Consider the following 21,924-nt stretch of genomic DNA (forward strand, 5'->3'; position numbering starts at 1 on the left):
TACTCCTTCAAACGTTTTCTTGTCACTTACCTCGTTTATTTCTTATTTTTATGTTAAAATAATATGACTAACTAATTTAGGAGAAAATCATGGATACTAAACGTACAATTGCAGAACGCATTCACACTATTGTTCCAGAATTAGACCAAGAACAAATTGTTAATCTGCTTGAAGTGCCAAAAAATTCTGACATGGGGGACCTTGCCTTTCCAGCATTCTCATTGGCTCGAATCCTTCGTAAAGCACCACAAATGATTGCAGCAGATATTGCTGAAAAAATGGACACAGCTGGTTTTGAAAAAATCGAAGCCGTTGGACCATACATCAACTTCTTCCTTGACAAAAAAAGCATCTCTGCTGATGTTCTAGGACAAGTTATCGCAAACGGAAGCGACTACGCTAGCCAAGATGAAGGACACGGTCGCAATGTTGCTATCGATATGTCTAGTCCAAACATCGCTAAACCATTCTCAATTGGACACCTTCGTTCAACTGTTATCGGTGATAGCTTGGCTAATATTTTTGAAAAACTTGGTTATAAAGCTGTTAAAATCAACCACCTCGGTGACTGGGGTAAACAATTCGGTATGTTGATTGTTGCCTACAAAAAATGGGGTGACGAAGAAGCTGTAAAAGCTCACCCAATCGACGAACTCTTGAAACTTTACGTTCGTATCAATGCTGAAGCTGAAACACAACCAGAACTTGATGAAGAAGCTCGCGAATGGTTCCGTAAATTAGAAGCAGGCGACGAAGAAGCTATCTCACTATGGCAATGGTTCCGTGACGAAAGTCTTGTTGAATTTAACCGCCTTTACAACGAACTTGGTGTTTCATTTGACAGCTTTAACGGTGAAGCTTTCTACAACGATAAAATGGATGAAGTTGTCGATATCTTGACTGAAAAAGGTCTTCTTGAAGAATCTCAAGGTGCTCAAGTTGTTAACCTTGAAAAATACGGTATCGAACACCCAGCATTGATTAAAAAATCTGACGGTGCAACACTTTACATCACACGTGACTTGGCTGCCGCTCTTTACCGCAAACGTACTTATGACTTTGCCAAAGCCATCTACGTCGTTGGTAACGAACAATCAGCTCACTTCAAACAATTGAAAGCCGTTCTTAACGAAATGGACTTCGAATGGAATGAAGATATCACTCACGTACCATTCGGACTTGTTACTAAAGAAGGTAAAAAACTTTCAACTCGTAAAGGTAACGTTATCCTTCTTGAACCAACAATCGCTGAAGCTGTTAAACGTGCTGAAGATCAAATCAACGCTAAAAACCCTAACCTTGCTGATAAAGAAGCTGTTGCTCATGCTGTCGGTGTCGGCGCTATCAAGTTCTACGATTTGAAAACAGATCGCTTGAACGGTTATGACTTCGACCTTGACGCTATGGTGTCATTTGAAGGTGAAACTGGACCTTACGTTCAATACGCTCACGCTCGTATCCAATCAATCCTTCGTAAAGCTGAGTTTACACCATCTGTAAACGACGTTTACAGCCTTGATGATGCTGAAAGCTGGGAAATTGTGAAACTTATCCAAGACTTCCCACGCATTATCAAACGTGCAGCTGACAACTTTGAACCATCAATCATTGCAAAATTCGCTATCAGCCTTGCACAAAGCTTCAACAAATACTACGCACACACACGTATCCTTGACGAAAGCCCAGAACGTGATAGCCGTCTAGCACTAAGCTACGCAACTGCTACAGTTCTTAAAGAAGCCCTTCGTCTCCTTGGCGTTGAAGCTCCTAACGAAATGTAATCATTTCTGACAATATATAAAACCAAAGAGAGTTGGAATCTGTCCACTCTCTTTTTTCTTGACCTTTTTGAGCTAAAATAATAAACTATTGCCATAATCATAAAGGAGATTTTTATTATGACAAGGGAAAATCATCTCATGGAATTGCTCAGTAAAGCTTATGCTAGCTTACCTGATAGCGAACCTTTAAAAGCAGACATCTTTGCACTTGCTAAAGATTTGGAAAAAAACGAATACGATCAACTAGCACGTACCAAACTGGCTCATGCCATTTCTATGTATTTGCTAACGCATAAACTCAAGACATCATCTGAAATTACAGCACTCTACAAAGAAATTGCCGACAGCCCTGAAAAATATAAAGGTCATGCCGCTACTGCTATCATGCTAGGCAGCCTCTTTCATCCATAGTCAAAAAGACCGTTTTAACGGTCTTTTTTTTTATACTTTCTTCTGGTCATTTAACCAATCAAAGATATTGTGATAGGTTTTCTTTGAGACCTTAGCTGTGCTTGTGCCGCCTTTTCCTTTATTGCTTGGAGAAAAGCCTGATAACTCTTTCGCACTTTTGATAGCAGAGATATCCTGCACCCCTGACACTTGGTCTTTAAAGAAATAGATCCAAGATAAATGCCCAAGGTAAGAGACACCTTGCATGTCTGTTCCCTCAACACTTTCAAAGTAAGAAAACCACTTGTTCTCAGCTCCGCTATCAAGCAAATTCTTATAAATAGGCAATGAATAATCCTTTGGATTAACAATCGTGTCATTGGCTGCGTGAATAAACCACATTGGTATCTCTTTTAGCGCTAGCATTTTTTCCTCATCAAAATAAAGGGCATCTTTACGAATGAAGCTAGTAGAAGACGGTGAAGTGGCGTATGAACCGTCAGCATTTCGCTCATATTCATAATAAGAATAAGCTGCCGCTTGAGGAACTAGAGCCGCAAAATAACCAGGATTTGAAATAGCAAGATTAATCGTCATGTAGCCACCATTTGAACAACCTGCTAGGTAAATGCGATTGGTATCCACAGCAGGCGTACTCGCAACATAATTTTTGATGATATCCATCAGAATCTCTGTGTAACGCGAATCGCCAGCGCCAGCACCGTTGGTCCCATCGCCCTCATCCATCCAATAAGTTGGAGTCTGAATAGCTAAAACATAAGCACCTGTTTGCTTACCAGCTGTAAAATGGAATTGAATAGCGGGCTTAGCTAGAGCTACCACCTCATTTCCAAGAAGGGTAATGTCCGTGTCTACCCCACCTTCACCTTGACCATGCAGCCAGATTAACAAAGGAAAACTTTCTCCCGATTTTAAGTATTTAGGGTCGTAAGCCACATAATGAAGGGTGAGTTTTTCTGTTTGCTTCGTTAATGGATTGAGGTAAGTCCCAGAATAAAAGCCACGCTTATTAAAGACATCAGTATCAGGTGATAGACGGTTATGAATAATATCATAGCTTCCAGATAGTTCAGCCACTTCACCGTCACAAATTACCTCTAATCCATTTATAGTAACTGGATAATCTTCCACCCAAGTGTTGTGCAAGGTTTCCAGATTGTAATAAAATGGACAAGCTATAGCTGCATTTTTCTGACTATCAAAAGTCACTGGCATTTTGATAACTAGATACTCACTGGCACTGCTGACTTCTTGTCCCTTATCATCTGACAAGTACACTCTACTAATCTGACGTTCTTTACCTGCAGTCCTGACTAGGAGCTTATCAGCGACAACTCCTGACACTTTATGCGTTAACTGTACCAAAAGTTTTGGGACACCTGGTCCACATTCATAACCTTTAATAATCATAGAAACTTTGACAAGTGTGACATTAATTCTTTTAGCCATCTCAAATCACTCCTATACATTGTAATCGTTTTCTCTAGTTTATGAATTTTCCGCACTTATGTCAATCAAAAAAAGACGGGTGAAATCACCTCGTCTTTTTGACTATTTATCGTAGTTCTTTCTTCTGATTTTAAAGTCAGAAGAAACAACTTCGTCAACATCTATAATGGAAATAAAAGCATCTGGGTCCAGATCAGCCATGATAGCTTTGACATCACGAACTTCACCTGGATTCAAAACAACGTACAAGATATTTTTTTCATTTCCTGAGTAAGCCCCTTGTCCATTTAGGTAAGTGACACCACGGTTAATACCATTCAAAATAGCATCCGCAGCTTCTTGCGATTTTTGGGTAATGATAATCATACCACGTACTGTATAACCACCATTTTGCACAATTGTTAGCACTTGGCTGTACACAAAACTTGCTACCAAAGTGTAAAGCATGTGTTGCAAATCAATGTAAACAAGTGACGCTGTCAATACAAGAGCATCCACAAATAGAAGCGTTTGACCTAATTTAAAGCCAAATTTTTCCTCAATCACGCGTCCAATGATATCTGTACCACCTGTCGTTGCACCATATCGAAAAACCAGTCCACTACCTGCACCTGCAAATAAACCAGCAACAACAGCAACCAACATCATGTCATTTTGCAGCACAATTTTCACTGGTACTTGTTGCCAAAACCAGATAAAGAAGGAAAGTAAAACTGTCCCATAAATGGTCAAGGCTAATGATTTTCGCCCCAAAACTCGAGCTCCCATGATAAACAAAGGAATATTTAAAATGAGAGAAGTATAAGCTGGGTCAATTTTATAAAGCGCATGGATAATCAAGGTTACCCCTGCAACGCCACCTTCAGCAAGAGCGTTTGCCATATTAAATTTAACAAAACCAAAGGTATACATTGCTACACCAAGAGCAATCAACAATAAACTTCGTACTTGTCTAAGCTTTTGAGCCATATTACACTCCTCCTAAAACTAATTATAGGAAATTAATCAAAAGGTTAGTCATCAACAAAACGTCCAATAATATGAACATTTTCAGCAACCGAAACAAAGGCCTTAGGATCTGTTTTCCTCATTAAATATCTGAAATCATTGTACTCTTCACGAGTAATAATAGCTAGCAGAACTGCTTTCTTTTCATGATTGTAAGTTCCCTCAGCATTATTTATCTGTGTCACTCCACGATGAAGTTTAGTGTGAATCATAGCGATAACTTTTTCTGGGCAGCTGGTTACAATCATTGCCTGCATTTTCTTTTGTTTTGTGAAAATCGCATTCGTCACACGACTTGAAACAAAAATAGTCACCATTGAGTAAAGCGCATATTGCCAACCAAATAGGATGCCCGCAAAAATCATGATGACGCCATTTACCATAAGGGAAATACTTCCGACATCACGTCCCGTTTTTTTACGAATGGTCAAGCTGACAATGTCAGTACCACCACTAGAAATACGTGATTTCAAACTAAATCCAACCCCAGTACCCATAACCAAACCACCAAAAATAGCATTGACAAGTGGATCAGTTGTTAGCGTAATCTCTGGAACAATTTGGATGAAGAATGAACTCATAGAAACTGTAATCAGAGTAAAAACGGTAAATTTATGACCAATTTTATACCAAGCCAAGATTAATAGCGGCAAATTAATGGCATAAAAAACGATAGAAATCGGTAATCTAAAACCAATCAAACGCTCACTAATCGCTGACAAAACCTGTGCCAAACCAGTTGCGCCACTTGAATAGACATGTCCTGGTTGGAAGAAGAAGTTTACCGCGATAGCTGAAAGCAAACCATAAAAAAGAGAAGCGGAAATTTTTTCCGCGTACTTCTCTCTTGAAATGCTTTGCATCGTTTTTAAAAGGCCATATTTCTTAGCCCAACGGCTAACGATATACTTTGTTTTCTTTTTTAAAGATGCTTTTTTAATCATTAGTTATTAGTTTTAGTTGCTAAAGCCAATTCTTCTAATTGTTTGTCTGAAACAAGGCTAGGTGCTTGTGTCATTGGGTCAGTTGCTTTGTTATTTTTAGGGAAGGCAATAACTTCACGAATGTTGTCTTCACCAGCAAGAAGCATAACGAAACGGTCAAGACCGATAGCAAGTCCACCGTGTGGTGGGAATCCGTAATTCATAGCTTCTAGCAAGAAACCAAATTGGTCAGCTGCTTCTTCAGCTGTAAAGCCAAGAGCTTTGAACATACGTTCTTGCAATTCACGTTGGTTGATACGTAGGCTACCACCACCGAGTTCATAACCGTTAAGAACGATATCGTATGCAACGGCACGAACTTTAGCAAGGTCACCTTCTAATTCGTGAGCTGATTCTTCAGTCGGCAATGTGAATGGGTGGTGAGCTGACATGTAACGTCCTTCTTCTTCAGACCATTCAAACATTGGCCAATCAACAACCCAAAGGAAGTTGAATTTAGAGTTGTCAACCATATCAAGTTCTTTAGCGATACGTGTACGAAGTGCACCAAGTGTGTTGTTAGCTACTTCAAGTGTATCAGCAACGAAAAGTACCAAATCATTGTCTTCAAGTTGTAAACTTGCTGTCAACTTATCTTCAATATTTGTCAAGAATTTGGCAACAGGTCCGTTAAGAGAACCATCAGTAAATTTAACCCAAGCAAGACCTTTGGCACCAAATTGTTTTGCGAATTCTGTTAATTTATCAATGCTTTTACGTGAGTATTTATCTGCATTACCTTTAACAACGATTGCTTTTACGACTGGAGCTTGTGAGAAGACTTTGAAGTCAACATCCTTGACAAGGTCTGTCAAGTCTTGTAAAAGCATTTCAAAACGTGTATCAGGTTTATCTGAACCGTAGTTGTTCATTGCATCGTCATAAGACATACGTGGGAATGGCAATGTAACGTCGATTCCTTTAGTGTCTTTCATGACTTTAGCAATCATTCCTTCAGTGATATCTTGGATATCTTTGTCTGACAAGAATGAAGTTTCCATATCGACCTGTGTAAATTCAGGTTGACGGTCACCACGCAAGTCTTCGTCACGGAAACATTTAACGATTTGATAGTAGCGGTCAAAACCAGCGTTCATCAACAATTGTTTTGTAATTTGTGGACTTTGTGGCAAAGCGTAGAAATGACCTTGGTTCACACGACTTGGTACCAAGTAGTCACGCGCACCTTCTGGAGTTGATTTTGTCAACATTGGTGTTTCAACATCGATAAACTCTAAACCATCCAAGTAGTTACGGATTGAGTGAGTTACTTTGGCACGCAATTTGAAGTTGTTAAGCATTTTTGGACGACGAAGATCCAAGTAACGGTAACGAAGACGGTTATCATCGCTAACTTCCACATCATCTTTGATTTCAAATGGTGTTGTTTTAGCGGTGTTCAAAACTGTCAATGCTGATACTTTCAATTCAACAGCACCAGTTGGCAAGTTAGTGTTTTCTTGTTCACGTTGTGCAACGACACCAGTTACTTCGATAACGAATTCGTTACGAAGGCTTTCTGCAGTTGCCATAACATCACTTGAAACTTTCTCTGGGTTGATGACTAATTGCATGATACCTTCGCGGTCACGAAGATCGATGAAAATAAGTCCACCGAGGTCACGACGACGTCCGACCCAACCTTTTAGAGTAATTTCTTGGCCAATGTGTTCGCTGCGAACACGACCAGCATACATTGTACGTTTCATTTGATATGATTCTCCGTTTTAAATTTATTCATTCCCATCTATTATAGCAAAAAGCAAAGAAAAACCCCACCCATGTGGGGGAGTTTTTCAAATTCTTTTCTCATTAAGCCTTTTCATTAACAAAGAGCTCATAACTTTTTGCAAAGATTGCTTTCTTAGCTCAATTTAGCAAGAATTTCTGCAAAGTTTGTTTCGATATCTGCAAAGCTGACTGAAACTTCTTCACGTGTTTTATTGTTTTTAACAGTGACTTGACCTGCTTCAATTTCGCTTTCACCTAATGTGATGACTGTTTTAGCATTGAAAGCGTCAGCTGATTTGAATTGTGCTTTAATCTTGCGTCCAAGGTAATCACGTTCAGCTGAGAAGCCTTGGTTACGGATAGCTTGTACCAATTCCAAAGCTTTAATATTAGCACCTTGTCCCAAGACAGCGATGTAGGCGTCCATTTCTTTTTCAACTGGCAATTCAATACCTTGTTTGTCCAAGATAAGAAGCAAACGTTCAAGACCAAGTCCAAAACCAAATCCAGGTGTTTCTGGTCCGTCAAAGTATTCAACAAGGCTATCGTAGCGACCACCTGCACAGATTGTCAACTCAGATTTATCAACAGTTGTGATGAATTCAAAGATAGTGTGGTTGTAGTAGTCAAGTCCACGAACCATATTAGTATCAATTACATATGGGATGTTAAGTGTTTCAAGCATTTCACGCACAGCATCAAAGTGAGCTTGACTTTCTTCATCAAGGTAATCAAGGATTGATGGTGCATTTTCAACAGCTACTTTATCTTCTTTTTCTTTTGAGTCAAGAACACGAAGTGGGTTTTCATCCAAACGACGTTGGCTATCTGCTGACAATTTGTCACGCATTGGTGTCAAATAATCAATCAAAGCTTGACGGTAAGCAGCACGGCTAGCAGCACTTCCTAGAGTGTTCAAGTGAAGTGTTACATCTTTAATCCCCAATGTTTGGAACAATTGGTAAGCCATAGCGATTGTTTCAACGTCTGTAGCTGGATTTGCTGAACCAAAGCACTCAACACCGACTTGGTGGAATTCACGTAAACGACCAGCTTGTGGACGTTCGTAACGGAACATTGAGCCAATGTAGTACATTTTAACTGGTTTTTGAACTTCTGGTGCAAATAATTTATTTTCCACAAAAGAACGAACCACTGGCGCTGTTCCTTCTGGACGCAAAGTGATATGGCGGTCACCTTTATCATGGAAATCATACATTTCTTTTGTTACGATATCAGTTGTATCTCCGACTGAACGACTGATAACTTCGTAATGTTCGAACATTGGTGTACGAATTTCACTGTAGTTGTATTTTTTGAAGGTTTCACGTGCAACAGCTTCGACATATTGCCATTTAGCGCTTTCGCTAGGTAAAATATCTTGTGTTCCTTTAGGTTTTTGTAATTTCATAAATAAGATATACCGGCACCAAATTTTTGCAAATTCAGCCCATTAATTCCTTTCTACTATAGTAGCTATTCAATCACTCTTTATTTTATCATAAAAAGGGCAGCTAAAGAAGAAGGGACTATTTATTTTTCGTATTTTATTAAAGCACAACTTGCCTGAAAACGTTAAATTGCCAACTTTTTCAATTTTTTTGTCAAGTAACTTTACTTTACAAAAAAGATATGTTATTATGTTAAAGTTGATTCAAAATCAAGAACAAATTAAAAATATTATCGGAGGAAATAAAACATGGCAGTACCTGCACGTCACACTTCAAAAGCGAAGAAAAACAAACGTCGTACACACTACAAATTGACTGCTCCATCAGTTAAATTTGACGAAACTACTGGAGATTACTCACGTTCTCACCGTGTATCACTTAAAGGATACTACAAAGGACGTAAAATCGCTAAAGCAGCTAAATAATTAGAAGGGAGATACCATGCGCGTAAATATTACACTTGAACACAAAGAATCTGGTGAACGCTTGTACCTTACTTCAAAAAACAAACGTAACACTCCAGACCGTCTTCAATTGAAAAAATACTCACCAAAATTGCGTAAACACGTAATCTTTACTGAAGTAAAATAATTGAATACAAAAACCACTTTAGCAATATTGCTAAAGTGGTTTTTTATTGTCTTTCAAAAGATGATATAATATTACCTAAAATACTTAAAGGGATGTGGAGATATGTTTGCACTTATTATGACATTGGATGATAACCTACAAGCGACTATTAAAGAATTTTGGAAAGAGCTAAGTGATGCCCAATTATCTCAATATGCTTACGAAGTAACAGATAGAGAGCCACATATTACCTTAGCATCATTTGACGAAGGCACCACCAAAGACGATATCATAAAAGGACTAGAAACTTTAACATTTCCTGATAAGCCAATTGATATTTCGTTTACATCTATTGGTTCTTTTATTAATGCCAATATCATTTTTCTTAGCCCTATAAAAACTCCGCAGATGAGTAAACTTCATTTTGATATCCATCAGCAATTAAGTGATTATCTCAGCAAGGACTCACTTTACTCACCCAATAACTGGGTTCCACATCTTACAATTGCTAACCGAATTGCTGAAGATAAGATGGCTAAGACTTATTATTATTGTCTGAAGCATTTATCACTTTCTGAAGGAAAGGTAATTGGAATAAAACTGATTTCTATTACACCTGACAATCAAGTTCAAGATATTTTCCAAAAAACATTCTCATAAAAACAATCTCCCCCAAGTAAGAGCTTGAGGGAGGTAATTTTTATTGTCTAAACTAATTAATGCTATAATGAGGAAAAAGTTTATTTGGGGAGGTTTTATGAAAACTAGTCAGGATAAAAGGGGACCTGTTCTCATTTTTTTAGTGTTGTCTATTTTTTTCTTTATAGTTGCTGCGGTATTTGGTAAATCGTTATCGCCTTTTGGTCTAAAAATCATCTTATGCGGCTTCTGTCTTACCCTTCTTGGACTTCTTGCCTCTGCCTATCGGTATGAATGTCAGCAATTTGAAAAAAGAGATGACCTAACACGCTTGAGAAGCTTTGGGGCATCTATCAATCCACACAGCCTTGCTGGTAAAATCATTTTTCTGCTAGCTCTTATTGTTGTCATCTCTATTTTTGCAGTTCTTCTATTTGCTAGTTGATTTTTCTTGATAAATGGCCAGAGTTTGATAAGGTTTTAGAGTGATTTTGTCTGAGAGTTTTGTGTCTTGGTAATTGCTTAGTAGCACTTTGCCAATCTGATAACTTTCAGGCAAATCAATAGTAACATCCTTAGCAAAAAAGTTATTTAAAACTAATAGATTTTCATCGCCTAAATGACGTTCAAAAGCATAAATATTTGGATGATTTTGGTAAGCTGACTGATAATCACCTTCAGCAATAATTGGCATGGCTTTTCTAAGCTTAATCAATTCTTGATAGAAAGTGAAAATCGGTCCGCTTTTTTCATTTTCGACGTTAATGTCAGGATAAGTTTTTCCTGCTTTTAGCCATGGCGTGCCAGTTGAAAAGCCAGCATTTTCAGAAGCATCCCATTGCATGGGAACTCGGCTATTGTCACGGGATTTTGCACGAATAATTGCAAATGATTCTGCTTCAGACTTGCCAGATTCCAGCAAGCTTTGATAAGCATTCAAGCTCTCCACGTCGACGTAATCTGCCATGCTATCATAATCAGGGTCAAGCATACCAATTTCCTCACCCATGTAGATGTATGGTGTGCCACGCGATAAATGAATGGCTGCTGCAAGCATGGTTGCTCCTTCCTTACGGAAGTGCTCGATATCCACAAAACGGTTAAGAGCACGCGGTTGGTCGTGATTGTTCCAAAAGAGGGCTGACCAGCCATTTGCCTCACTCATCTCTTGACCCCAAGTATGAAAGAGGTGTTTTAATTCCTCAAAATCAAAGGGTTTTAGGGTCCATTTTTGGCCGTTTTCATAATCAACTTTAAGATGATGAAAATTGAAAACCATATCCAATTCATGACTGTCTGGATGGCTGTACTGAATGCAATTTGGAATGTCTGTGAAACTCATCTCACCAACTGTCATGCCATCTTCATCTTGACCATATGTTGCTTGATTTAACTCTTTAAGATAGTCATGAGCAATCGGACGATCTGTGTATTCGGGTTTGCCATCAAAGGCATCATTATCCTTGAGTTCTTCGTCTTTTCCGATTAAATTAATCACATCAAAACGAAATCCCTTAACTCCCTTAGAACGCCAGAAGTTAACTACTTTGAATAACTCTTTACGAACATGTGGATTACGCCAATTCAAATCAGCTTGACTGATATCAAAAAGGTGTAAATAATATTTTCCCGTATCTCCAAATGGCGCCCAAGCATTTCCGCCAAATTTTGACACCCAGTTCGTTGGCTGATCACGTAAAATAAAGAAATCTTGGTAATACTTATCGCCCGCTAAGGCTTTTTGGAACCACTCATGCTCGGTTGAACAATGATTTAAAACCATATCAAGCATCAACTCGATACTATGCGCCTTAGCTGCTTGAACCAATTCTTCAAAATCAGCCATACTTCCAAATAAAGGGTTGATAGCTGTGTAATCCGAAATATCATATCCGTTATCACGTTGAGGACTTGGGTAGAAGGGGTTGAGCCAGATGACATCAACACCTAATTCTTCCAAATAGGGTAATTTTTCAATAATACCTCGTAAATCACCAATACCGTTTCCAGTTGTGTCTTTATAAGATTTTGGATAAATCTGATAAACGACTTTTCTTTTATCAAATGTCACTTTTTACTCCTTTAGGACAATTTGCTAGCTGTAAAAATAGTTTCGCCACGTTTAATGTCACATGGTAATTGTCTTGTCATATCTGTTTGGAAATCATTTTGATTGGTTACAATGACAGGAGTGTCAACCGAATATCCGGCAGCCTTAATCATCTCAATATCAAAGCTAATCAAAGCATCACCAACACTCACTTTATCACCTTGCTTGACATGAGCTGTAAAGCCTTTACCATCAAGATTTACTGTATCCATTCCAATATGCATCAATAATTCTACGCCTTCTTGTGAGATTAAACCGATGGCATGTTTTGTTGGAAAAATTGCTGATACAACACCATCAACCGGTGCCACTAACTCACCTTCGACTGGTTCAATCACAAGTCCTTGTCCCATAACTCCTTGTGCAAAAACAGGGTCAGGGGCTTGGCTCAAATTTTTAGCATGCCCAAGAAGGGGACTTTGAATAGCGACAACCGTACCAGCAGGTGATTCAGCATCCTTCTTAGCTTCAACTACTGCTTGTACTTGTGACTGATCTCTTTTTTAGCATCATCTTCTGCTTTTGTTAAGAAACCAATTTTGCGGAACATAAAAGTCAAGGCAAATGGTACAGCGATGGCAATCAACATATTGATGGCAAAGAAGCCCATATATTTTGCTTGAATAGAAAGGATTCCTGGAAGCCCTCCAATACCAATTGCATTAGCTGTAATATTAAAGCTTGTACAGAAAAGACCTGCAAGACCTGAACCAATCATTCCAGCTACAAATGGATAAACGTACTTCAAGTTAATCCCAAAAAGAGCTGGTTCTGTAACGCCTAGGTAAGCTGAGATAGCTGCTGGCAACGAAATTTGTGCCTCACGCTCATCATGACGATTCATAATGTAGAAAGCTAAAACGGCTGAACCTTGAGCGATATTTGACAAAGCAATCATCGGCCATAATCCAGTACCACCAGCATCAGCGATCAATTGTGTATCAATCGCATTGGTCATGTGATGCAATCCTGTGATAACCAGTGGGGCATAAAGTGCACCAAAGATTGCTCCGAAAAGCCATTTTACTGGACCTGTCAAACCAGCAAGAACAACTGCTGAGATTCCTTTACCAAATGTCCACCCAATTGGACCAAGAACTGTGTGTGCTAGAATCAAAGCCGGAATCAACGACAGAAATGGTACAAAAATCATTGAAATCACTTCTGGAATGTGTTTACGCCAGAAACGTTCTAAGTAAGCCAGAGATAAACCGGCTAAGAGCGCTGGAATAACTTGAGCTTGGTAACCAATCTTTTGAACAGCAAAATAACCAAAATCCCAAGTCCAGTCAGCTGCAATGTCAGCTGCTGAAGTACTTGCTACGCTATAAGCATTTAGTAATTGATTTGGTGAAACCAAACAAATTCCCAGAACAATCCCCAGAATTTGACTAGTTCCCATTTTACGTGTCACTGACCAAACAATTCCAACTGGCAAGTAATGGAAGATTGCTTCACCCGGCAACCATAAGAAGGAATTCACTCCAGCCCAGAATTGAGAAACTTCAACAATGGTTTTCCCATTCAAAGCTGACCATTCCACACCCTCTAAGATATTACGAAATCCAAGAATCAAACCACCAACGATAATGGCTGGAATAATTGGAGTAAAAATTTCAGCCAGCATTGACAAGGCACGTTGAAGCCAATTCTGATTCTTCTGCGCAGCTGATTTAGCAGCTTCTTTTGATACACCTTCAATGCCAGAAATCGCTGTGAAATCATTGTAAAAGATAGGAACATCGTTTCCGATGATAGCTTGGAACTGTCCTGCATTTGTAAATGTTCCTTTAACAGCAGGAATAGCTTCCAGACGCTTAACATCTGCTTTACTGTCATCATTTAGTACAAAACGCATCCGCGTTGCACAGTGAGTTACTGCTGCAATATTTTCTTTCCCGCCAATAGCTTCAAGCATTTCACGGGCATCTTTTTCGAATTTTCCCATATGTCTTCGGTTAAACCGACTCCTTCGTTAATCTATAAATAGTCGCTAGCTTTATTTACACCAAACATTGTAATCGGTTTCTATTTTGTAGGCAAGTTGTTTGTATAAAATCCCCCTAAATTTTCTTGAATTTTCTCAAGTTGTATGGTATTTTAAAAACAACTTTAAAAATTACAGAGATTTTCAAAAAATACCATGAAAAAATACGAACAAGTTTTTAAAAAAATTGAACAAGATATTACATCAGGTGTTTATCAGGCTGGAGATTTCCTCCCTACTGAAAACGAACTCACTCAAACTTATCAAATGAGCCGCGATACTATTCGAAAAGCCTTGAAATTGTTAGCCGAAGCAGGCCTCATTCAAAAAATACATGGCTCTGGTTCACAGGTTATCAAACATGAAACCATTGATTTTCCAGTTTCACAACTCACAAGCTATAAAGAGCTGGTTGATAGTTATGGCATTGACTCTAAAACCAATGTCATTTCTATTGATAAGCTCATTGTCGATGAAAAATTAGCTGCGCTGACTGGTTTTAAAAAGAATAGTTTAGTTTGGCGCGTGATTCGTCAACGAGTAGTTGATGGCACAGCTTCTGTCCTTGATATTGATTACCTAGATAAAAAAATCGTGCCAGATATGACACGAGAAATAGCTGAGCAATCTATTTATTACTATCTTGAAAAACAACTTCACTTGATTATTGCTTATGCCCAAAAAGAAATCACCATTGACCAACTCAATGACCGTGATAACCTTCTTCTTGATATTGGTGCTGAGCACCACGTCGTTTCCGTTAAATCAAAAGTCTATCTTGCCAACAAGCAGCAATTTCAATTCACCGAAAGCCGACACAAACTCGAAAAATTTCGCTTTGTTGATTTTGCTACACGAACTAACCAAAAAACTAGTTAGCCCGAAAGCTAACTAGTTTTACTATTGTCGCCACTTGCAATAAACAACTATCACCAATAAAATCACGACAAAAATCAAAATGGCAATAAATGGTGCAATCAGTAAGACCTCTACTTGGCTCGCTTCTGAAACCACGCGAACATCTCCTTTAAGATTTGCCACACGATGACCTCGAACCAACAAACGATGAGTATTAATCCCGTAAGGCGTACATGTCGTTAAAGTGACATAATCTTGATCGGGATCAACACGTAAAGCTGACACTTCCTGCGGAAGCACCGTCAATATTTGATCTACTTGATAAGTCAACGTTTCATCTAAAACCTGAATTAAGAATATATCTCCTTCTACCAAATGATCAATATCTGTAAACAATCTTGCTGATGGCAAGCCTCTATGACCAGAAACCACCGCATGACTACCTTTTCCTCCTATAGGAAAAGATGTTCCCGGAATATGACCAATAGCTACTTGCAAAACAGTCTCGTCTGTCCCGTGATAAATAGGAAGTGTGGTATTTAACTTTGGTATCTCAATGTAAGCCATAATCCCTGATTTTGATACCTTGAAAGTTTCATTGTAAAGAGTCTTGTCGTACCCACTTACCTGTAAACTTGGTGTCACGTTTTGAGGAAGTTTTTCATTATAGACACGCGCCTCTTCTCGCAAACTATCCTTTTTACTCTCTTCCATATCCTCAACATCTTGCAAATAAGAAGCTACTGCTTTTGACTGATGAAATGAATTCCAATAATCACTAACTGTCGGATACAAAACCAAGGACAAACCAACTAGTAGCAAACTAATCAATATAGCTGTAGCAAAATTCTCTTTGAATTTTCTAAATCGCATTACATTTTTCTTTCTAAAACATAGGAAAGGGAGTGATAGTAAGTAATCACTCCCAACATCAAGTTGACAAGGTTGTAAACAAGAACTTTACAAAAAAGTCCTTGGTGTAAAGTGTTAACGCTGATAAATAACCTTGCCGATTGATTCCCTATAGCAATTCGTTACTTAGTATGCATACGTTTTTTGGTTACTAATAAGATACCAGCTCCAAAGATGAGGATAAAACCTAATACATAAAGAAGTCTTGTCCCAGTTCCACCAGTTGACGGAAGAGTTGCCCCTTTCTTGTTGACAACATCCGTTGACACCGAACCTTCAGTCACAGCTGAAGTAAAGGTAATTTCACCACTGGCTGCATTTCCTGAGAGAGATGTCAAAGCAGGATTGTCTGATAAGACATCATGTTCTGCAGTGATGGTAAATTCAATATCGTCGATAGTGTTATAACCGTTTGGTGTTGTTGTTTCTGACAAAATATAGTCACCGGCATCAAGTCCTTTAAACTCAAAAGTTGTCCCTGCATCATTTTTAATGGCCGTAACAGCTTTTTGAGAACCATCTGCTAACTTTTTGTACAATGTAAACTCTGCTCCTGCCAAAGAAGTTTGTTTATTGTCAACTTTATTGACAACTGTTTTATAAGTAAAGACAATGACCGTGTCTTCTGGTGTTTCTGTCGTGCTACCAGCAGTTCCTCGGCTATTTGGATTGTTTGAATAAATTAATTTAGCCGTATTTGGATTTCCTATCTTTCCAATAACAGCACTCTTATTAAGTGTTGCAGTGTATTCAACAACAATTTTAGATGACGCTGTAACACCTGAAACAGCTTTTAAATTATCAATCTTAAAACTTAATTCATTAGCAGTTTCAATAGTAAAGTTCTTTGTAACATCGTCTTTTTGATTACCATTTACAAGATAAATTTTAGCATCTTTATTGTAAGTTAAGCCATCTGAGAGAGAGTCTGTAATTTCAAAATAATAAGTTTCATAACTATCGAAATTACTTGGCAAAGTAGCGGTCAATTGGAAAGGCACGCTATCGTCAAAATCGTAATCAGCCGAATCTTGCCAATCTGTTACTTCACCCGTAGTATCATCTGTATCTTTGACCTTTTTCTCTAGTGTAGGAATATCAGTCTTTGGTGTTACAGTAACATTTCCAACAACTTCTAAGATATAGTCAGTGTAGGCTTCATTACTACCAACTGTTTTATTTTGCACAAGATAATAACCAGCAGTAAGTCCTGTTAAACCGCCGGGATTTTGTAAATATTGACCGGCCTCTTTCGCAAATTCTTCTGCCTGCGTTGCTGTGAAGCCTTCTGCTCCAATCACCTCAGCAAGAGCTGCGGCAGAACTCACTTTGTATTTTTCTTGTAAAGCAGTTCGACCTGCTTCTGTAATGCCATCTCCCCATTTAATATTTGAAAGAGTTTTTCCATCTTCTGATAACGTTCCTGTAAAGATACGGTATGATTCATAAGTACCGCTACCTGCGTTATCAACAGTAATGTCATAAGCTTTTACTTTGCCTGCTGAAAAGGCAAAAACAAGAGCTAGCAAGGTTGCCAAAAATAATTTAAGCTTTTTCATCATAAGTCCTTTCCTTTAAATCAATATAAATATTTATTTACTTCAAGGCAGTTACTCGTCTTCGTTAAGCAACACCACCTTTGCCGTATATAAATGCTATCAACACCCCTACTACAATCAGTATGCATATTGCTCCAAGAGCGTAGTACCAAATACCACCTTTACCACCCGTTTTGGGTAAAGCGTATCGTTTCTGCGCAGTATTTTTCATAACAATAAGAGCCGAATCTGAAGCCAAGGCAAGAGTCGATGGTTCTTCTGATGCTTGAGCTCCATTATCATAACTAATGTCAAATCCACTAGTTGCATGCTCTCGAACATAATAAGTATAAGTAACAGTCTTTTGAGCATCTGTTAATGGTAAATTAGAGTAAGTTTTTGTCCAATCATCTGAATGACTCATAGTCTCACCAGACTTATAAAATGTCTCAGTTCTTTCTCCATTTTCCTTTGTTGCGACTTGTATCACATCATATACAATCGAACCGTCTGCACTGCCTATTTCCTGACCATCTGCATCGAACCATTGCTTTTTAACCGTAAGATTAATAGTCTTGGCTTTTTTATTTTCAACAAAATCTGAACCATTATTTTCTGAGAGATTGGTTAATTTGGAAATAGTTATCGGCAAAGCCGAAAAACTACCATCCTCATCCCAATAGAAATAGTGTTTAGAAGGATTATCTGGCAACTCGTATCCTGCCGGAGCTTGTGTCTCCTTAGCATAGTAAATCTGATCTTCTTGATAGTTACCCGAAGAGTAGACAATAGAGATGAGACCTTTGGCATTTGTCTGATAAGTCGTCACGATTTCATCGTTACTATCATCTGAGTCACCGTCATATTTATAAACAGTAAAGACTGCTCCTTCTAAATCTAAACCAAAATTATCCGCATCAACTTTGCTAATAATATAAGCTTTCTCAGTATCAAATCCAGAACTTGTTCCCGTTCTTTGCCAATGAACTGTCGTTGTGGTGTGATCTGAGCCATTTGCTATGCCTTCAAGCGTCGCCGTATTGTGAGGATAATAATAAGCGGCAGCATCTTCATTTGGTTTTGTTAATTGATAAGAGTAATCAAGAATATAAGCCTTAGAATCTTTCATTGTCACCACTAAGGTGTGATAATGATTGCCCCACCCATCATCTGTTGAACTTATCTTCCAAGCCCATTCGCTGGCTGGAACTTCAGTACCATCAGTGTAGTAAAGTTTCACTGAATCTTGAATAAGATATTCAGAAATCACATTTGACCAATTATGCATAACATCCGTCAAAGTTATCGTGTCTGAGCCTTCAACTAAATCATCTGCTTGAGGATTGATTGACAAGCTGTAAGTCAACTGACGTTTGGCATTATCCCATTCACCTGATTTAGCAATTGGTTTAACATCAGGCGTTGTAGAGTTCCCCTCATCTGAACTAAACGTTACTTCTTGCGTCTGATTATCTGAGCCATAATCCTCACCATTGACTGTAACAGAAACATTATTTGTGAGAGATTTGACTAACTTAGAACTGCCTTCTGTAAAATCATCGTAGTGAGTTGTAAAAGTCATCCAAAAGTCACTGTTTCCACCAATGTTGTTCTTTAAACTCTTACCATCAGTTGTCGTGAAATCTAGCGTTACCACACCATCACTTGAAACTGTTCCGTCTAAAGCAATGTTATAGGTTCCCCAGCCGTTACTTCCTTGTGTCAAGCTACCGCTATCAAGATTAGCCTTAATTTGTCCCCAGCGTTGACCATATGATAGACCTGTTAAGCTAATACCTTCTGGCAAAGTATCCGTCACTACCATACTTGTAGCACTATCATCTAACTCAACTTTGACCATCCAAGTAACCGTTCCGTCAGCACTTGTCGTTTTAGTTGTTCCAGAATTACCATGGCCATCAGTTTTGACGACGTTAGAGTCCTTACTATAATTGTACTCCGTACTAACACTGTGAGTTCCTGATATGATGTGATTACTATAACGTTGATTAGAACTCTTCTCCAGGCTAATCATTGATCTATAATGAATCATGACATTCTTTGAAGATGTTTTATCAGCTGTTAGAGTCACTTTAAACTCTGTATAGTGAACATTATCTCTTAAATGGCTGTAATCCGTATAATCAGAATAAGATTGACGTGCCTCTAATGTAAAATTGTTCTTTCCTAAAACTTCTTCTAATCGGTGGTAAAGATCTTCCAACTGCGCTTTAGTGTACCAATGAACATCAGCGTTTGGACTCCACGGATCTTTCAATGTATCTGTAAACACTGTCCCCTTTTTAAGCACTCCTGAATTTGGCATTTTTATCTCAACATCCCAAACCACTTCTCTGACACCTGGTTCAGATAACTCCATGACCTCTGACACTTCTTTGGTAATATCTCCTGTTCCTGGAAGAGTTACCTCTGCTTCCTTAATCGTTTGATCGGTCGTTGTTAACGTTTTTCCATCATCATCTAAAACAACTTTATTTTTGATGGTACTATCGTCCCAGCCTGCATCCGTAAAATCAACTGGCGTTGTGTAAGTAATGGTATAGCTATTTGTATTTTTACCATTTGTAAGGGCGCTAAATCGAATGCCTGAAATTTTTCCATTTTTGTACTCAATAGTTGCTCCAGCTTCTGGTGAAATGGTTAGGTCACTGGTTGCCGCAAACATCTCATCGGTTAATCGGGCACCAGCAATATCACTTTGTCCCTCATTGACTCTAATCGTCCAAGTAATCGTGCCATCAGAATCGTTGTACTGTCCTTTTTTATCAAGTTGATTTAGAGCTAAAGTTACTTGAGAACTACTTGTATGTGACTGTTTATCACTTGTATCTGTCTGCGAACTTGCACTCACCGTGTTATTTGCCGTAACTGATGAACCAGCTGTTAAACCAGAAATCTTATAACGGTAAGTAATGGTATAAAAGTGCCCAATAACATTACCAGCTGAATCTGTTCCCCCAGATATTAACTGTGGAAGCATCATGTTCAAAGTCTTATTTGAGACATCAAAATCATAAGAATAAGCTTTAGATGGAAGAGTTTCTGTTGAAGTAACATTACCACTATTTCCAGCATAAGTTGATTTACTGACAGTAACAGAATCAATAGCAGCCAGAGAAATGCCTGATGCTTTCAGAATATCTTTGATATCAATTGAACTTGGTGTGCCAAATTTTGAATCAACCTTAACAGTATAAGTCAAGTAAGGCGTATCGCCATCGTAAGTAACCGAACCTGATTTAGATGTTGTTAAATCGTAATTCTTTTTAATATCATTTTCTGGAATGGTCACGATAAGGTCATCCGAATAAATCACTTGATAACTCCCATCATTTTGCTGATAGTCACTACCATAGGTCGCATCGTATTTTATCCACCCTTTTGACTGTGTGCCATCGGTAATATCATTGACATAACTTTCAATAAAAGCAATCAAGATATAGTACTTTCCAGAACTATCATCATAAATGAATTGATAAGTATAAGCATCAACTTGATTCGTATCCTTGCCGATATATTCTGTCCCAAGATTTATATCTTGCCCAATAGCCGTCCCATTGGGTAATTCTAGATAATAATACCTATCTGCAACCAGATGAGCCTTAAAAATCGTGTAATCAAGCTCCAAATCAACAGTCACAACCTTTGTTGCCAGATTTTCTTCAACAGTTTTTTCATCATAAGAATAACCCGTTAAGTATTCTGTAAAATCTGCATAAGTTACCCCAGCTAAGGTATACGTAGAAAAGGAATCCGACTTAAAGCCAATACTTTTAACATTTTCTGAACTGTCCTGCTCAATATTGGTGTCACTTTCGTGCGTCAAATCTTCTACATGGTTGATATCATTACCAATGAAATGATATAACTTCCAGCTGCTTTGCAACTTCGAACTAGTTATCGCAGCATTGAACTGCAAGGAAACAGTGACTTCTTTTTGAGGTTCAACTTCCTGACCAGCCGCATTAATAAAAGAAATATCATAAGATAATGCCTTAGACAGACTCTGCTTTGTTTCACGTAAAACAGTAGATATTTTTTGATTAATCTCTCCCGTGTCTGCTATCGGTCTAACTTTCAAAGAGACCTCCTCTGTAAAAGTCCCTTGCGTAAAATCTGCCACTACTGTTAGGTTATCAGCTGTTTCTTGCAACCGTCTAGCTTCTAAAGACGTATCTAAAGAGGTCTGACTGTCTTTCTGTTCTGATGTTTCTTGTTCAGAACTTGAAGCTTCCACTTGCATCTTTTCTTCTGAGCTTTCTAGTTGCTCGGTAGAAACATTTTCAGCTGATTGCATCAGAGCTGAACGATTATCCGTACTGACAGTTAGGGCGGGTAAAATTAAAGCATAAGTTGTACAAAAAACGACAATAATCGATAAAGCCAAAGCTATCCTTGCAATAATACTTTCCCTAAGCCTCAGCTTAAATCGAGTCATCAGATTGAGCCACAGCTTTTTCATAAGAACTCCTTTC

The 21,924-nt window shown here is 38.4% G+C and carries 16 protein-coding genes and 1 pseudogene; 7 read left to right on the forward strand and 10 right to left on the reverse strand.

What is annotated here, in order from left to right; translation table 11 throughout:
• Positions 1-89: 89 nt before the first annotated feature.
• Both argS and GPZ88_RS04010 read left to right on the forward strand, forming a co-directional pair.
• A complete protein-coding gene (gene argS, locus GPZ88_RS04005; protein WP_158914614.1) occupies positions 90-1,781 on the forward strand; it encodes an arginine--tRNA ligase in 1,692 nt (563 codons plus the stop codon).
• Between the two features lie 117 nt (positions 1,782-1,898).
• The gene (locus GPZ88_RS04010) at positions 1,899-2,192 is read left to right on the forward strand and encodes a bacteriocin immunity protein (protein ID WP_158914616.1); all 294 of its coding nucleotides are present in this window, start codon (positions 1,899-1,901) and stop codon (positions 2,190-2,192) included.
• Positions 2,193-2,222: 30 nt separating this feature from the next.
• Here GPZ88_RS04010 and GPZ88_RS04015 read toward each other — a convergent pair whose 3' ends face one another.
• From GPZ88_RS04015 to hisS, 5 genes are all read right to left on the reverse strand, one after another.
• Entirely contained in the window at positions 2,223-3,641 is a 1,419-nt protein-coding gene (locus GPZ88_RS04015; protein ID WP_166043521.1) for a prolyl oligopeptidase family serine peptidase, read from the reverse strand.
• A gap of 102 nt (positions 3,642-3,743) precedes the next feature.
• Positions 3,744-4,610: a YitT family protein gene (locus GPZ88_RS04020; protein WP_039696132.1), complete on the reverse strand. Its 867-nt coding sequence runs from the start codon at positions 4,608-4,610 to the stop codon at positions 3,744-3,746.
• Between the two features lie 44 nt (positions 4,611-4,654).
• On the reverse strand, positions 4,655-5,593 hold the full coding sequence (locus tag GPZ88_RS04025) for a YitT family protein (RefSeq protein ID WP_039696131.1): 939 nt from the start codon (positions 5,591-5,593) through the stop codon (positions 4,655-4,657).
• Positions 5,593-7,341, reverse strand: coding sequence for an aspartate--tRNA ligase (gene aspS / locus GPZ88_RS04030; protein ID WP_166043523.1), 1,749 nt, complete (start codon positions 7,339-7,341; stop codon positions 5,593-5,595). The genes GPZ88_RS04025 and aspS overlap by 1 nt, the downstream gene beginning before the upstream one ends.
• A 155-nt stretch (positions 7,342-7,496) precedes the next feature.
• Positions 7,497-8,774 carry a histidine--tRNA ligase gene (hisS, locus tag GPZ88_RS04035; protein ID WP_039696129.1) on the reverse strand — a complete coding sequence of 426 codons (1,278 nt, stop codon included), beginning with the start codon at positions 8,772-8,774 and terminating at the stop codon, positions 7,497-7,499.
• Positions 8,775-9,062: 288 nt separating this feature from the next.
• Here hisS and rpmF point away from each other — a divergent pair, with 288 nt between their 5' ends.
• From rpmF to GPZ88_RS04055, 4 genes are all read left to right on the forward strand, one after another.
• Positions 9,063-9,239: a 50S ribosomal protein L32 gene (gene rpmF, locus GPZ88_RS04040; RefSeq protein WP_003066947.1), complete on the forward strand. Its 177-nt coding sequence runs from the start codon at positions 9,063-9,065 to the stop codon at positions 9,237-9,239.
• Between the two features lie 16 nt (positions 9,240-9,255).
• Positions 9,256-9,405: a 50S ribosomal protein L33 gene (gene rpmG, locus GPZ88_RS04045; RefSeq protein WP_002262412.1), complete on the forward strand. Its 150-nt coding sequence runs from the start codon at positions 9,256-9,258 to the stop codon at positions 9,403-9,405.
• Between the two features lie 102 nt (positions 9,406-9,507).
• The gene (locus tag GPZ88_RS04050; protein ID WP_166043525.1) at positions 9,508-10,044 is read left to right on the forward strand and encodes a 2'-5' RNA ligase family protein; all 537 of its coding nucleotides are present in this window, start codon (positions 9,508-9,510) and stop codon (positions 10,042-10,044) included.
• Between the two features lie 97 nt (positions 10,045-10,141).
• On the forward strand, positions 10,142-10,468 hold the full coding sequence (locus tag GPZ88_RS04055; protein WP_166043527.1) for a hypothetical protein: 327 nt from the start codon (positions 10,142-10,144) through the stop codon (positions 10,466-10,468).
• On the opposite strand, the gene treC is transcribed toward GPZ88_RS04055, so the two are convergent.
• On the reverse strand, positions 10,454-12,094 hold the full coding sequence (treC, locus tag GPZ88_RS04060; RefSeq protein ID WP_166043529.1) for an alpha,alpha-phosphotrehalase: 1,641 nt from the start codon (positions 12,092-12,094) through the stop codon (positions 10,454-10,456). The two genes, GPZ88_RS04055 and treC, sit on opposite strands and share 15 nt — an antisense overlap.
• Positions 12,095-12,105: 11 nt before the next feature.
• Positions 12,106-14,081, reverse strand: a pseudogene (gene treP / locus GPZ88_RS04065) (PTS system trehalose-specific EIIBC component).
• A 195-nt stretch (positions 14,082-14,276) separates the two neighbouring features.
• On the opposite strand from treP, the gene treR reads away from it, so the two are divergent.
• A complete protein-coding gene (gene treR / locus GPZ88_RS04070; RefSeq protein ID WP_166043532.1) occupies positions 14,277-14,999 on the forward strand; it encodes a trehalose operon repressor in 723 nt (240 codons plus the stop codon).
• A 21-nt stretch (positions 15,000-15,020) separates the two neighbouring features.
• On the opposite strand, the gene GPZ88_RS04075 is transcribed toward treR, so the two are convergent.
• The 3 genes from GPZ88_RS04075 to GPZ88_RS04085 form a co-directional block, all read right to left on the reverse strand.
• On the reverse strand, positions 15,021-15,851 hold the full coding sequence (locus GPZ88_RS04075) for a class C sortase (RefSeq protein ID WP_166043533.1): 831 nt from the start codon (positions 15,849-15,851) through the stop codon (positions 15,021-15,023).
• A 161-nt stretch (positions 15,852-16,012) separates the two neighbouring features.
• Positions 16,013-17,449, reverse strand: coding sequence for an isopeptide-forming domain-containing fimbrial protein (locus tag GPZ88_RS04080; RefSeq protein ID WP_166044354.1), 1,437 nt, complete (start codon positions 17,447-17,449; stop codon positions 16,013-16,015).
• 64 nt (positions 17,450-17,513) lie between these two features.
• On the reverse strand, positions 17,514-21,836 hold the full coding sequence (locus tag GPZ88_RS04085; RefSeq protein WP_166043535.1) for a SpaA isopeptide-forming pilin-related protein: 4,323 nt from the start codon (positions 21,834-21,836) through the stop codon (positions 17,514-17,516).
• Between the last annotated feature and the right edge of the window lie 88 nt (positions 21,837-21,924).

The sequence above is a fragment of the Streptococcus ruminicola genome (assembly GCF_011387195.1).
Taxonomy (GTDB): domain Bacteria; phylum Bacillota; class Bacilli; order Lactobacillales; family Streptococcaceae; genus Streptococcus; species Streptococcus ruminicola.

Excerpts from the sequence above, each read along its gene's own strand:
- GPZ88_RS04020 (WP_039696132.1), bottom strand. The coding sequence starts at position 4,610 with ATGGCTCAAAAGCTTAGACAAGTACGAAGTTTATTGTTGATTGCTCTT.
- GPZ88_RS04080 (WP_166044354.1), bottom strand. The coding sequence starts at position 17,449 with ATGAAAAAGCTTAAATTATTTTTGGCAACCTTGCTAGCTCTTGTTTTT.
- aspS (WP_166043523.1), bottom strand. The coding sequence starts at position 7,341 with ATGAAACGTACAATGTATGCTGGTCGTGTTCGCAGCGAACACATTGGC.
- rpmG (WP_002262412.1), top strand. The coding sequence starts at position 9,256 with ATGCGCGTAAATATTACACTTGAACACAAAGAATCTGGTGAACGCTTG.
- GPZ88_RS04055 (WP_166043527.1), top strand. The coding sequence starts at position 10,142 with ATGAAAACTAGTCAGGATAAAAGGGGACCTGTTCTCATTTTTTTAGTG.
- GPZ88_RS04025 (WP_039696131.1), bottom strand. The coding sequence starts at position 5,593 with ATGATTAAAAAAGCATCTTTAAAAAAGAAAACAAAGTATATCGTTAGC.
- GPZ88_RS04015 (WP_166043521.1), bottom strand. The coding sequence starts at position 3,641 with ATGGCTAAAAGAATTAATGTCACACTTGTCAAAGTTTCTATGATTATT.
- hisS (WP_039696129.1), bottom strand. The coding sequence starts at position 8,774 with ATGAAATTACAAAAACCTAAAGGAACACAAGATATTTTACCTAGCGAA.
- argS (WP_158914614.1), top strand. The coding sequence starts at position 90 with ATGGATACTAAACGTACAATTGCAGAACGCATTCACACTATTGTTCCA.
- GPZ88_RS04050 (WP_166043525.1), top strand. The coding sequence starts at position 9,508 with ATGTTTGCACTTATTATGACATTGGATGATAACCTACAAGCGACTATT.
- treR (WP_166043532.1), top strand. The coding sequence starts at position 14,277 with ATGAAAAAATACGAACAAGTTTTTAAAAAAATTGAACAAGATATTACA.
- rpmF (WP_003066947.1), top strand. The coding sequence starts at position 9,063 with ATGGCAGTACCTGCACGTCACACTTCAAAAGCGAAGAAAAACAAACGT.
- GPZ88_RS04010 (WP_158914616.1), top strand. The coding sequence starts at position 1,899 with ATGACAAGGGAAAATCATCTCATGGAATTGCTCAGTAAAGCTTATGCT.
- GPZ88_RS04075 (WP_166043533.1), bottom strand. The coding sequence starts at position 15,851 with ATGCGATTTAGAAAATTCAAAGAGAATTTTGCTACAGCTATATTGATT.